Origin of the sequence: Paenibacillus sp. FSL H8-0260, from assembly GCF_045040625.1 — a bacterium.
GTDB lineage: Bacteria > Bacillota > Bacilli > Paenibacillales > Paenibacillaceae > Paenibacillus_AQ > Paenibacillus_AQ odorifer.
Window position 1 is genome coordinate 5,725,637 of the sequence record NZ_CP150298.1, and the last position, 13,482, is coordinate 5,739,118.

The window sequence follows — 13,482 nt, forward strand, 5'->3', positions numbered from 1 at the left end:
TTAGATTTATGATCACGATTATTCTGTTTGAAGAAAATTTCGATCACGATACCTTATACTTTGCGTCAGATTTACTGTCAGGAATACATAAAAAATAAGCTATCCAAGAGCTATTTCATGGCTTAAGAGACAGCCGTTTCGTTCGATTAGGTCGGCGGTTTCGTTCGATTAGATCGGCCATTTCGCACGATTAGGCCAACCATTTCACACGATTAGATCGGCCATTTCGCACGATTAGGTCGACCATTTCGGACAGTATCTCTGCTTACTCTAACGCGTTATGCTAAACCGCTATGCATATAGCGCAATATGGTAAACTGGTCAGAGCCCGAAAGTGTACGTCTAACTCTATTCATCTAACTGACCTATGCCGACCCTACTGCTACTCAACTGCTACTTCTGCACTGCTTCGGCTTCTACACTACTCCTATTTCTGCACATCTACATTCTCCCTGCGCCTATACCACTGCTACGTCTACTGCTTCTGCTTCTACACTCCCCCCTACTTCTGCACTTCTACTTTCTCCTTGCGCCTATTACACTGCTACGTCTACTGCTTCTGCTTCTACTACTGCCCCTACACTACTCTTATTTCTGCACTTCTACGTTCCCCTTGCGCCTATTACACTGCTACGTCTACTGCTTCTGCTTCTACACTCCCCCCTACTTCTGTACTTCTACTTTCTCCTTGCGCCTATTCCACTGCTACATCTACTGATACTGCTACAACAACTCCAGCCCCTACACTACTCCTACTTCTGCACTTCTACTTTCTCCCTGCGGCTATTCCACTGCTATGTCTACTGCTTCTGCTACTACTACTGCCCCTACACTACTCTTATTTCTGCACTTCTACGTTCCCCTTGCGCCTATTCCACTGCTATGTCTACTGCTTCTGCTACTACTACTTCTTCTGTACCGCTACTTTCCACTTGCGCCTACTCTACTGCCTACTTCGGCTTCTATTGTTCTCGCTACGTCTACACCACAGGTGAGTCATAATCCTCCATACTTTCGGACCCAGATGTCGCTATTTGCACATTTATCGCCTTTTGAGCATGGTTTCGGACTCCAGTGACGCTATTCCCTCGTTACAGGCCCATATGCAATGTGTTTTATAGCAATAGCTGCGCTGGAGTCCGATAGCATCCCAAATGTGGGAAAATTCCACGTTTAAGGTCATCTGGGTCCGTTACTATCGAGTCATACTCAACTGCTGATGCTTATGGACCCAGATGACGCTATTTGCATATTTTCGCTTATTGATCAGGGTTTCGGACTCCAATGACGCTATTTGCACATTTATCGCCTTTTGAGCAAGATTTCGGACTCCAGTGACGCTATTCCCTCGTTAAAGGTCCATATGCAGTGTGTTTTATACCAATAGCTGCGCTGGAGTCCGATTGCATCCCAAATGTGGGAAAATTCCACGTTTAAGGTCATCTGGGTCCGTTACTGTCGAGTCATACTCAGTCGCTGATGCTTATGGACCCAGATGACGCTATTTGCACATTTATCGCCTTTTGAGTAAGATTTCGGACTCCAGTGACGCTATTCCCTCGAAACAGGTCCATATGCAGTGTGTTTTATACCAATAGCTGCGCTGGAGTCCGATAGCATCCCAAATGTGGGAAAATTCCACGTTTAAGGTCATCTGGGTCCGTTACTGTCGAGTCATACTCTGCCACTGATGCTTTCGGACCCAGCTGACGCTATTTGCACACTTATCGCTTTTTGAGCAGGGTTTCGGACTCCAATGACGCTTTTTTGCAAATTCATCGCCTTTTGAGCAGGGTTTCCGTAAGCGCAAATGCTACCTAATCAAACAAAGTTTTTGTTTAGAGAAAGGTGTTATTTTCACGAAAAAAGAGGATATCCCAGCAGCCATTTGATGGCTCTGAGATATCCTCTGGTTCTCTTGCTATGTTAAGCTTCCGAATTTCCGTGCTTTTCTAGAACCTTCTCGAACACCGGAAAATTAGCGGTGCGCCCCGGAAAAGTTACTTCACCCCTGCGATCATAACCTAACTTGGGATATAGGGCGAGTGCCCCAGTGTTCTTAGCATATGTATCCAGACGGATACTGGAATAACCATTCTGGCGAGCATATTCTTCTGCATAAGTGCTAAGACGGCGTGCAATTCCCTTCCCTTGCACTTCGGGATGCACAGCCAATCTATGCATAATTAAATGAGGCCCTTGCGTTTCAGTCCAGTCAATCTTCCCATACTGCTCAGATTGATGCTCGTCCAACACTAGAATGCCGGCCACCGCATTGTTCTCCTCACATATCCATAGATTGCCACGTTCAATATCAAGGGAGATGATCTCCCGGTTCGGATAATGCTCGTCCCACTGATCGCTGCCACCTGCTTGCATCACCTGTACGCATTTGGCAATCAGCTCCATAATTTCATCAATCTCATCTTTGCGTGCTCTGCGAATCTCAGTACCCATGAATCATCCCTGCCTTCATCTTAACCTCATATTATTTTCACTTTCATTATGAAGTTTATCACATCGGCAGCGCAGCAAACCAGTCCGCACGAAAACCCCAAGACCCGCTCACGGACGGAGCGGATCTTGTCATCTGTGTCTCCTAGCTGAATTCCAGCTTATGCCCGTCCTCGAAGCCCTTGGCGAAACCGGCGTCGAACCCCACGTTGTATGCTTCGGTGTAGCCCTGTTGAAAGGCGTCTGCCGGAGGCGTTTCCGGCGAAACGCCCAGCTCCGGGGGGAGCGGAATTACCTGTGGAGCAGGCGGAGCCTCGCTCACGGGTACCACAATCACCGGTGGCTGCGCAACCCTTACTTTACGAACAAGCTTGCGACGAAGTCTTCTTTTCTTGCGTAGCAATAGGCCTTTCTTTGACTTCCCATAACGAGCAGTTTTCCGGGCAAGAACTCTGCGGGATTTACGGGCTAGCCCTTTACGAACTTTTGCTTTCCGCGAGAGCAGCAATGTGCGTCTACGGGTTCTGCCTGAACGTAGCGTTCTGCGGCTTTTTTTCTTCATGCTTCTACTCCTCCTGTGCTCCATGTTCTCTGGAGGTTCCTACGGCGTATGCCTTGCTCAGCCATGGCGCAGCAGGAATTCCCCGTTTAGGACGATGTAATGAAATCCCGGACATCATCCGGCACATCGCACTCTGATACCCACTTAAAATCCTGATATTGTCGCTCAATTTGCGGGCCGTCAACTCAGATTGCTCCGTCAATTCGGCGATGCTCTCCAAGATGGCCGCCAAAGCAGCCTGACTGCGCGAAATGGAGCGAATCATCTCCAGCTTGACGGCATGTTCAGAGAGACGGTCCCCGCTCATTTGCTGTCTTCTCCAAAACTAAAGCCATCACCTGACATGTCTCCAAAACCTTCCCCGCCACCATCGTCTTCACCACTGCCCAGCACTGCTTTTAAATTGCTGTAGAGTCCGTTCTCCAGTTTGGTCAGCCCTTCGACCATCTCCACGATGACCTCGTGTATAGAGAGGGACTCCTTCAGTTGCTCACTGTGGGAATCAAAGGCTCTAGCGTGGATATGATGCTGTGCCCACTGCTTTACCTTTTCAGCTTCAACCGCCTTAGCTTCCAGAATCAACGCAACGTTCCACTGGATGGCGGCGGTGGACTCCAGCATTTGCAGATAAGCCTTTTCTCTGCTCATCTTCCGCCTCCTGCTCCTATAGCGTTACTCTTCTTCTTGACCGTTCAATTCCTTAATCACTCTGCCTACCCCATCAGCCATCGCTTCTTCCAGATCTGCAAGTGCATTCAAGTAAGCAATAATGTTCTTGTTTACCTGAGTTGAGCTTTCGATCATCCCGCTGATCCCATCAAAATCAGGCTCCGCATCTGGCAGATCGTGGACAATTTGCGACATACGGACAGCCACATGGCGCTCAGCATCTAGAATCCGCGCCATCTGTTCGTGCGTATGGGCCATGTGCTGCAGGACTTTAGTTATTTTACTCTGCACCTTCATGTCTCCTTTGCTCAAACGCCCTGCTACAGCATATGCGGCAGGAGCCGGGACGGTGCCGGGATCCTCGACAAGTTAAGGCTCTATTCGTGACTGGAATGACATAAAAATTACGTTATTGCTAAGTACATTTAAAAGGATTAAAATGTGAAATGCACAATCCTGAGTTTACCAAAGGTTGGTGGGGAATATATGAAGCTTGAAAGCAAGCGTATCGATCTAATACCTTTAACTGCCCCAGAGCTCACGCTAGCAATAGATAACTATTCGGAGCTACAGCAGCAATTAGGCTTAGCTGCCATCAGTGCGGCGCTTGATGATGAAATGCAATATGCTATGCAGATCAGGCTAAAAAAGGTGCAGCAGGACCCCGACCATTACCTATGGTTAACGAACTGGGCCATCATCCATCGGGAAGATCAATGTATTATAGGATTCATTATCCTTAAAGGTTACCCGAATGAGAAAGGCGAGGTTATTCTAGGGTATGGGATTGATGAGAAATATAGAAGAAAAGGGTATGCAACAGAGGCACTACACACAATTAATGCATGGATCTTCTCCCATCCCCAAGCTGTCTATGTAATCGCTGACACTGAAAAAGATAATACAGCCTCCCACAAAGTATTGGAGCGTCTAGGCTCTGAGAGATACAAAGAAACTGAGGATTTAATCTGGTGGAGGATTTCTAACCCCCGAGCTCTCTGAGTAACGTGTGATTTCAAAGCCCTTGCGGCTATCTATAGCAGGATTACAACAAAAAAAGCACTGCCTTATGGCAGTGCATCTTTTAACTTTTCCCCCGCCTCGTGTAAAGACTGGAACGTCCCCGCATCACTCCACCAATCCTTAAGCACATCATAACTAAGTCTGCGATCAGCGGCGTATATATTATTTACATCGGTAATCTCCAGCTCCCCCCTCTTGGAAGGCGATACCTGCCGGATGATATCAAATACAGCTTCATCATACATATAAATACCAGTTACACAATAATTGGTCTTCGGATGCTCAGGCTTTTCTTCGATATAGGCAATCCATGCCGCATCTTGACTATCAAATACAGGTACACCGTATCTGCGCGCGTCCTCCACCGGCTTCAGCAACACCTTTGCAGTGCCCGCTGGCTGACGAAGATAACTCTCCACATAAGGCTTCAGATCATCCATAAAAAGATTATCCCCGAGCAATACAACAAATCGTTCCCCTGGGAAAATGAACCCTTCTGCTAAATCAAGCGCCTCGGCAATGCCTCCGGCAGCTTCCTGAATTTTATAGGTCAGAGATACACCAAATGCAGCACCGCTACCTAAAAAATCCGTGTACAGGCCAGCAGACTGCTTGCTTATGACCAGAAGAATGTCGGTAATTCCTCCCCGGCGAAGCCGGTCTATGCCGTAACAGACCATAGGATATTTGCCGACCGGAAGCAAATGTTTGTTCATAAGCCGGGTCAGCGGTTGAAGTCTAGATCCTGTTCCGCCCGCCAGTATGACTCCTTTCACTTACTTTCCTCCTCTTTATCTACGTCCTTTGCCTTCGGATCTGCACTTCATATAAAATTAATAGGATCTACATTCCATTTATCTATAAAGATCTTGCGATTTCGTTCCACCAGTTCTTGCAGTCCGGTATTGTAAACTTGCTTGAAACTTGCACTTCCTTCATGGTGCACCAAGCAATCCCCGGCGATAAGCAGCCGATATCCCTTTATCCTGGCGCGATAACAATAATCATCATCTTCGTAATGTCCAGGTGAGAATCTCTCATCCAGTAGACCTACGGAAGTTAGCAGCTCTCTTTTGAATAAAAAACATAATCCTACCAGCCGTCTCGTCTCCAGCCATTTCTGGGGATTTGGAAGGTTCGCCCTCTCAGCAGCCTGATGAAAACCTATCAGACCTTCATAATCGGTCTTCACCTGTTGACGTCCACTGGCATAGTTTGTGACTGGTCCAACAATACCTACATCAGGAGCACTATATAGAGCCCTCTTCAGATTAGTTAACCATCCTTGAGACACCACTACATCGTTATTCAGCAGCAGGACTTCATCACCTGACGCTAGCTGTAGCCCCAAATTGCATGCAGTTGGAAAGCCGCGATTGTCTGGCAATGAAATAAACGTTATATGATTCGCACGGCAATAGGTGTCTGTTCCGTCCGTTGAAGCATTGTCCACTACGATAATCTCATAAGGCGGCGGAGTGTAGGCACGAATAGATTCCACACAGGCCCGCAGCAAGGGCAGCGCATTGTAGGTTGGAATAATAATACTCGTCAGCGTCATATCCGATTCCTCCAAGCGGCTACCTGTCTGCGGTACTCACGCTGTGTTTCACTACTTAGCAGACCGCCAGCTTTTCGCCGGGAAAGAACCTCATGTAGAGCCTCAGCATGATCTCCTATGATCAGTTTTTCCACAGCATTTCCAACCCCTGTATTTGCCTTGCGCAGCCGATTATGTTTAATAACATTTACCGTTCCTACCTTCTCCACCCGTAACTTTTCTAATACAGAGCGAGCTTGGGCTTTAGGTGGAACCATTAATTCACGGTAGCCTATGGTCTCAAGCGCATGCCGCGAAAGCGCATGAGGAACAGCTGTCATAGAGCTAACCCCGAGATCGTACCTATCCAGAGCATAATTCAAAAACAGTTTGCTGCGGGTGACATCATCACATAATCCAAAGGAAGGCATCAGTGAGTCTAAATCATTAAGAGCTACATCAATTCCGCGATCTACAGCCGCCGTGAATGAAACAAGCTGAGAGGCCGGAATGACCATATCTCCATCCAGAAAAAGCAATATATCCCCGCGACTCAGCTTTGCACCGATAGCCCGGCCCACATCATGTCCGACAGACTCTGGGCAGTGTACTACAATGGCTTGACGATGTTGTCTAGAAATAGGAAAAGAGTTATCACTGCAGCCATTAAGTACGACGATAATTTCTGCAGGTTCAAGCCGTGCAACCTGATGCAGCAGACGGGACAAGGTCTGCTCCTCATTACGCGCGGAGATAATGACTGACAAAGTCCCACGTAACTTCGGTAATTTCAGAGTCTCCTTGCCTGCCTTCGATTGCCGAGACAGAAGCGGGCGAGTAGCAGCGTTGGCTTTTACAGAGCGATTGGCTGACCTGTGACGGATTGGGCGTTTCTTTGCCGTTCGAGCTGCTGTGCCTCGTAAAGTTGCAACCATCATCTCACCATCTCTCTGCGCCGGGCTCCGTCGCCAAAGCCCGCTCTGTTCCCCCGATGTTCCAGCAAGAGGGATACAGCCTCCATATGATCTGCTGTAATCAACTGCTGCAATGGATCTATGCCGTCTTCCTTGCGCCTCACCGCATTTAACTTCCCTACAGGTACTTTGTGAGCGGCTACCACATGCAGTCCACTAAGAATTGCCTGGGCATGCGCCAGTGGAGGACGTGATAATGAATCGCTCCCTAAAATATCAAGTGCTCTGCGGCTGATTGCGTGCGGAACTGCCGTCATCGAACATCCCTTCAGATCTGGACGGCCCAGCAGAATATTCAGTGCATGTTTAGACAGCACCACCGGATGGGGGGACAGCTTCCGGACCGGACCGGAATAATCATTAAGCGCTATGTCCACTCCACCACTAACAGCAGTAACGTAAGGACGCAGCCCCGAAGCAGGTATCACCAAATCTCCATCTGTAAACAATAGGATTTCTCCCTTGGCTGCCTCAGCTCCCACACTACGGCCAGCGTCGTGTCCAAGCGGCAACTCATAGGAAATAACACGCGCACCTAGCGATTGTGCAATCCCTGCCGTTTGATCAGTGGATCCATTCACGACCACAATTACCTCGCAGCGCGGATGGACCCCTCTGGCTCCAGATATCACTCCCGCAATGGTCTGAGCTTCATTCATGGCTGGAATAATAACCGAAACATAGGGATTAGGATGGTTAACTATAGGGACTACAGCGACTTGCCGCACTGGGCGTGAAGTCCGCCGCTTCATCCGAGAGACCCGCCGCCCTGTGCGGCGGGCAGAAGTTCGTTTGGGCTTCATGCTCATCCACCTTCCTTACAGAGCCAATTCTTCAGGCTGAGGGTTACATCACAGTTTATGTACTATAACGCACAGGGTAACGGCAATTGTCTCCTGTCGTTCTGAAAACAGGACAAATGTACTCCCCACCAAACTTCGGCTTAGATACATTGCGCATAGCCAGCTGCCGCGGACACAACCTGCGGCGGTAACGAACGCAGTAACACAGCAGGGGGATTAGGTTAGGACGCTATCGGACACAACCGAATCCACAACGGATGATTATACTTTGGCACTATCGGACACAGCCGAATCCGCAACGGATGATTATAATTTTGCACTATCGGACACAGCCGAATCTGCAGCGGATGATTATACTTTGGCGCTATCGGACACAGTTGCTCCTATTCGCCGCATTATCACACTTTTAGATTATTAACGGACTCCATAGCAGCTATTGGCATCAAAAGAACCCAATAAGGCTCTATTTCTATACAATAGCGTCACTAGAGTCCGAAACCAGCCTCAAAAGACAACAAACCTGCAAATAACGCCATTTGGGTCCGTAAGTAGTAGCAGATGTTTAGAGTACCAGGCTATCGGACAGAACCGCAGCCACAGCGATTGATTAAACCCGGCGATGCTGACAAGTACCGTTCCCCACCAAAAAAACAGAGCAGCGATCTCCAATAAGGAGATTCGCTGCTCTGCTGTTTTTAAGAGGAATTGCTTAAGGTTCAATCAAATACACGATCATCTGCTGCCGGTTTAGCTAAGGGAGCACCTATAGCAATCCAAGAGATAACCCCATAGAAATGCGGAGTTTCGCGCAACCGCACCACTTGAATCACTGCTTCTCCATTGGCTCTGCTCTTTAAGGAAGCATAGAAGTAAGGCTGATTGGTCATGGCAACAAGCACATAACCCGTATGCCCAAAGCTCTCATCAAACGATACGGTCACCTCTACACTCTCTGCATCCCCATTGAACATAAATGCTGTCATTCCAAACTGTTGTAGTGCTTCTCGCTTCCCAGCTGTCTGAATCGGACTGAAGGACAGATGATCTGTATTTACAGAGTTCGGTGCCAGATGAGTCCCGTTTACTGCACCTGGGGAAATATGATATTCCTGAACACTTTCTTCTTCCAGATGGCGGGCTTGAATCGCAAACGAAGAGATTTTGGATGCTACTACTGCTTCATCCTGAAGCTCTGTTGTCCCTACTGCACCTTCTGTCAGATGAGCGGACTCGATACTGCCTTCCTTCAGCTTAGCTCCGTTGATACTGCCATCCGGGAGCAGGGCTGAGCTGCGTGTTTCATCCGCAAGATGCTCTAATTTGATGATGCCAGGCTGCAAATGCCGATCTGCCACGATCTTGTCAGCAAGATGCTCTCCGTAAACACTCCATGGTTGTAAATGTGAAGAACTCACGGAGCCTTCAGCGAGTTTTTCTTCCGTAATGCTGCCATCCGGCAACAAATCCGCACTGCGTACCTCTTCTGCCAAATGATTCAGGGTGATGCTGTCCGATCGAATATGGCGGCCATCCACCGCATCCCCGGCCAAATGACCTCCAGAGACGCTGCCTTGGGCTAAATGGAAAGACTGAATCGTCGCGACTTCAATCTTCTCGCCTGTAATACTGCCTTCCGGTAATAAATCAGCACTGCGCACTTCTTCTGCCAAATGATTCAGAGTAATGCTTCCAGCACGGATATGGCGGCTATCTACCGCATTCCCCCCTAAGTGTCCCCCATAGACACTGCCAGGAGCCAAGTGGTAGGCAGTAATAGATCCACCCTCCAACTTTTTACCGGTAATGCTGCCATCCGGCAGTAACTCGGTGCTGCGTACCTCATCCGCTAGATGTGCTAGCTTGATCTCACCTTTTCCAATATGGAGACCTTCTACTGCAGACGGACTCAGATGAGTTCTATCCACACTTCCAGGCACTAGATGAATTGCTTCTACGGAGGCTTCCGCCAGCTTCTCCCCAGTAATGCTTCCGTCTGGCAGCAGCTCGGAGCTGCGTACCTCATCCGCCAGATGCGCTAGCTTGATCTCACCTTTTCCAATATGGCGTCCTTCTATTGCAGACGGACTCAGATGAGTTCCCTCCACGCTTTCAGGTACAATGTGATTTGAATTTATGGATGCTTCCGCCAGTTTCTCCCCAGTAATGCTACCGTCTGGCAGCAAATTGGAGCTGCGTGTTTCTTCGGCCAAATGAGCCAGCGTGATCTCACCATATCGGATATGACGTCCTTCTATTGTGTCTGGACTCAAATGACTGCCATCTACGCTTCCAGGCACCAGATGATTAGAATTTACGGATTCTTCCGCCAACTTCTCTCGAGTGATGCTACCGTCTGGCAGCAAGTCAGCGCTACGTGTTTCTTCGGCCAGATGAGCTAACGTAATCTCACCTTTTCCAATATGGCGCCCTTCGACAGAACCTGAACTTAGATGAACGCCTTCCACACTGCCAGGTACTAGATGATTTGAATTTACGGAAGCATGTGCCAGCTTTACTCCAGAAATACTACCGTCTGGCAGCAATTTGGAGCTGCGTGTTTCTTTTGCCAAATGAGCCAGCGTGATCTCACCGTATCGGATATGACGTCCTTCAACTGTGTCTGGTCCTAAATGGCTGCCATCCACACTGCCAGGCACTAGATGTATAGAACTTACGGATTCTTCCGCCAGCTTCTCTCTAGTAATACTACCGTCTGGCAGCAGATCAGCGCTTCGGGTTTCATCGGCGAGATGAGCTAGGGTAATCTCACCTTTTCCAATATGACGTCCTTCGACGGAACCTGAACTCAGATGTCCGCCTTCCACACTTCCAAACACTAAATGAAAAGAATCCACAGATGCTCCCGCCAGCTTCTTCCCGGTAATACTGCCTTCAGGCAGCAAGTCGGAGGTATATGCATCTGCAGCCAGATGAGCAAGCGTGACCTCACCCGGTAGGATATGTCGACCTTCTACAGAACCCGAGTTCAAATGGCTTCCGTTCACACTTCCAGGCAGGAGATGATTGGAATCTACCGATCCTTCTGCCAGCTTCTCCCCAGTTATGCAGCCGTCTGGCAGCAATTCAGAGCTACGTACCTCTTCCGCCAGATGAGCCAGCGTGATCTCACCCGGTAGGATATGACGGCCTTCAATCGTATCGATACACAGATGGCTGCCGTCTACACTACCAGGTGAAAGATGCTGAGAATCCACGGCACCTTTTACCAGCTTAGAGCTATTAATACTGCCCTCTTGGATTTGAACCGCAGAAATAGAATTCGGAAGGATATGACCATTCCCGATAGACAACGGCCGGATATGCGCCCCGCTGACACTGCCAGGATTCAAATGTCTACTTTGAACAGCACTTTCGCTTATGGTTTTCGAACTTACAGCATTTACCGACAAATGCTCAGCTTGAACTGCTGACGCCGCCAGTTTACTGGATTCTATGCTGCCGTCTGCAAGCTTAGCCGAAGTGACTGCTAAATCACTGATTTTATCCGTTGAGACACTTTCCGGTGAAAGCTTCAACGAGGTCACTGCATGATCGGCCAGATGATGAGGCTGCACGGCTCCTGCTGCCAGGTGAATTTCTCTCACCGCAGCGGAAGCCAGCTTATCTCCTGAAACTGAGCCCGATTGAATCGCAGCGGAAGTCACACTATTTTCACCAAGATGTCTTCGTTCCACGGCTCCCGGGGCCAAATGATCCTTATTTACCACAGCATCCTGCAATACACGGCCGCTCACACTGGCATCCGCCAGATGTTTTTCCTCCACTGTACAAAAAGCGATATGTTCACCACTGACAACTTCACGCGCAATCGTGCTGCCAATCACTGCACCCGCTGCCAGCTTAGCTGCATTTACACTTCCATCTGCCAACTTGGCTGAAGTAACGCTCTGTGCACGAAGATGCTCCCCACCCACAGATTCTGAAGCCAGCTGTTCTCCAGTCACAGCACCGGAAGATAAATGTTGAGTCTGAATAGCTTCTTCCTTGAGCTGCTCCGAGCCGACCGCTTCCGCAGCTATATGCGAATGATTCACTGCTTCGCGTTCCAGATGAATAGAAGTTATGGCTTGCATAGCAATTTGCGGTCCGCGAATGGCGGATTTAGCAATATGTCTTGTGGTCACTGCTTCGTCTGCCAGCTTATGTGGGAGAATGCTTTGGTCAGCAATTTTGGACGAGGTTACCGCTTGCTCCACTAACTGCGCAGTCCCTACTGCACCCTCAGCCAGCTTTAAAAAAGAGATGCTGCGGTCAGCCAAATGCCGACTTGATATTTCGCCATCACCGATATGATTACCATTCACACTTTCTGGGCTTAAATGGATGCTTCTCACGACATCTGCACCAAGTTGCTTGGAGCCTATGGCTCCATCAGCTAAATGTCCGCCTTCGATAATACCCGTCTGCAGCTGTTCCTTACCGATCAATTTGCTGGCAAGCTGATCAGAACCAATCGCTCCCGGGGCCAGATGTCTGGCGGTTATCAAGGCGTCGCTAAGATGGCGGCCTTCAATGACAGCATCCGCTAGCTTTGAGCTGCTGATTTCACCATCAGCTATTTTATCGCCAGATACCGCTGCATCGGCCAGCTTGGAACGGTCAACACTGCCGTTTGCCAGGTGGCGGCTTGTGATGCTGCTGCTTCCTATTTTGTCACTAGTAACGGCTCCATCTTCCAGTAAATCCGCAGTAATAATCAAATCGCTTAAATGGCGGCTCTCAATAGCTTTATCTGCAATTTGACCGCCGCCTATAATCCGATCAGCCAGCTTCTCTGGACTAATACTGCCATTTTTCAGCTTCTCTCCACTGATCGAATGATCCAGCAGCTTACCGCCACTAACGCTTCCTTCTGCTAAATGCTCGCCCACTATCGATTCTGGTGCGATTTTTGCAGAAGTGACTGCCTTGTCCGCGATATTGATACTCTGTACAGCGTAATCTTGCAGCCAAGGTGTACCAATAATGCCGAACTTTAGCTTAGAACCGTCAATAGTACGTGGAGCGATTTTGGCTCCGGTCACCGCTGCATCCGAAAGATCATCTGTATAAACGGGCTGAAAACGTTCTTTCTCTGGAGGAGCGAACCATACGGTTTCAGGAAGATTATCCGCCTGTTTCTGAAGCTGCGCTTCTTCTATAAGCTCCGGCTCCAATTGTAGAACTGGAGCAGAAGTTGGCTCCTCTAGAACGACTTCAGCTATTGCTCCCCCACTTACCTGAACTTCCGCGATCTCTGCTTCACTGACTCCGTCACTGTTATTCCCCGAGTTTCTAGAGCTGCTTTTGGTATCCAGCATACTCAGTTCCTCTTTATTGGGATTATCTACAAAATAGAGTCGTTTCTGTGGACTGCGCGGCTGCTTTTTTTTGGAACCCCTCACAAGCAGTCTCCTCCTTCCATCTAATGTTTCTCCTAGGCATCATATGCAGCGG

12 protein-coding genes are annotated in these 13,482 nt (G+C 48.8%); 2 read left to right on the forward strand and 10 right to left on the reverse strand.

Annotated features, from left to right (window positions below; translation table 11 throughout):
- Positions 1-1,926 precede the first annotated feature (1,926 nt).
- From MHI51_RS25430 to MHI51_RS25450, 5 genes are all read right to left on the reverse strand, one after another.
- Complete coding sequence (locus MHI51_RS25430; protein ID WP_076130442.1) at positions 1,927-2,457, reverse strand: GNAT family N-acetyltransferase; 531 nt, start codon at positions 2,455-2,457, stop codon at positions 1,927-1,929.
- A 142-nt stretch (positions 2,458-2,599) separates the two neighbouring features.
- Entirely contained in the window at positions 2,600-3,040 is a 441-nt protein-coding gene (locus tag MHI51_RS25435) for a hypothetical protein (RefSeq protein WP_139330222.1), read from the reverse strand.
- Positions 3,021-3,323 (reverse strand): hypothetical protein, encoded by a 303-nt coding sequence (locus tag MHI51_RS25440; RefSeq protein WP_051491084.1) that lies wholly within the window; start codon positions 3,321-3,323, stop codon positions 3,021-3,023. Before MHI51_RS25440 ends, MHI51_RS25435 begins: the two co-directional genes overlap by 20 nt.
- Positions 3,320-3,664, reverse strand: coding sequence for a hypothetical protein (locus MHI51_RS25445; RefSeq protein WP_036679724.1), 345 nt, complete (start codon positions 3,662-3,664; stop codon positions 3,320-3,322). The genes MHI51_RS25440 and MHI51_RS25445 overlap by 4 nt, the downstream gene beginning before the upstream one ends.
- A gap of 24 nt (positions 3,665-3,688) precedes the next feature.
- On the reverse strand, positions 3,689-3,976 hold the full coding sequence (locus tag MHI51_RS25450; RefSeq protein ID WP_036679726.1) for a hypothetical protein: 288 nt from the start codon (positions 3,974-3,976) through the stop codon (positions 3,689-3,691).
- Between the two features lie 195 nt (positions 3,977-4,171).
- Here MHI51_RS25450 and MHI51_RS25455 point away from each other — a divergent pair, with 195 nt between their 5' ends.
- Positions 4,172-4,687 (forward strand): GNAT family N-acetyltransferase, encoded by a 516-nt coding sequence (locus tag MHI51_RS25455; RefSeq protein WP_076278183.1) that lies wholly within the window; start codon positions 4,172-4,174, stop codon positions 4,685-4,687.
- A 65-nt stretch (positions 4,688-4,752) separates the two neighbouring features.
- On the opposite strand, the gene MHI51_RS25460 is transcribed toward MHI51_RS25455, so the two are convergent.
- The 4 genes from MHI51_RS25460 to MHI51_RS25475 are packed head-to-tail and all read right to left on the reverse strand — an operon-like array spanning position 4,753 to position 8,025.
- Complete coding sequence (locus MHI51_RS25460; protein WP_076208710.1) at positions 4,753-5,484, reverse strand: sugar phosphate nucleotidyltransferase; 732 nt, start codon at positions 5,482-5,484, stop codon at positions 4,753-4,755.
- A 47-nt stretch (positions 5,485-5,531) separates the two neighbouring features.
- Positions 5,532-6,269, reverse strand: a complete 738-nt coding sequence (locus MHI51_RS25465; RefSeq protein ID WP_076142551.1) for a glycosyltransferase family 2 protein — start codon at positions 6,267-6,269, stop codon at positions 5,532-5,534.
- Positions 6,266-7,186 carry a glycosyltransferase gene (locus MHI51_RS25470; RefSeq protein ID WP_143763963.1) on the reverse strand — a complete coding sequence of 307 codons (921 nt, stop codon included), beginning with the start codon at positions 7,184-7,186 and terminating at the stop codon, positions 6,266-6,268. The genes MHI51_RS25465 and MHI51_RS25470 overlap by 4 nt, the downstream gene beginning before the upstream one ends.
- On the reverse strand, positions 7,183-8,025 hold the full coding sequence (locus MHI51_RS25475) for a glycosyltransferase (protein ID WP_249267796.1): 843 nt from the start codon (positions 8,023-8,025) through the stop codon (positions 7,183-7,185). The genes MHI51_RS25470 and MHI51_RS25475 overlap by 4 nt, the downstream gene beginning before the upstream one ends.
- A gap of 268 nt (positions 8,026-8,293) precedes the next feature.
- Here MHI51_RS25475 and MHI51_RS25480 point away from each other — a divergent pair, with 268 nt between their 5' ends.
- Positions 8,294-8,443, forward strand: coding sequence for a hypothetical protein (locus tag MHI51_RS25480; protein ID WP_179088269.1), 150 nt, complete (start codon positions 8,294-8,296; stop codon positions 8,441-8,443).
- Positions 8,444-8,741: 298 nt separating this feature from the next.
- On the opposite strand, the gene MHI51_RS25485 is transcribed toward MHI51_RS25480, so the two are convergent.
- Complete coding sequence (locus MHI51_RS25485; RefSeq protein ID WP_405173346.1) at positions 8,742-13,430, reverse strand: WIAG-tail domain; 4,689 nt, start codon at positions 13,428-13,430, stop codon at positions 8,742-8,744.
- Positions 13,431-13,482 lie beyond the last annotated feature (52 nt).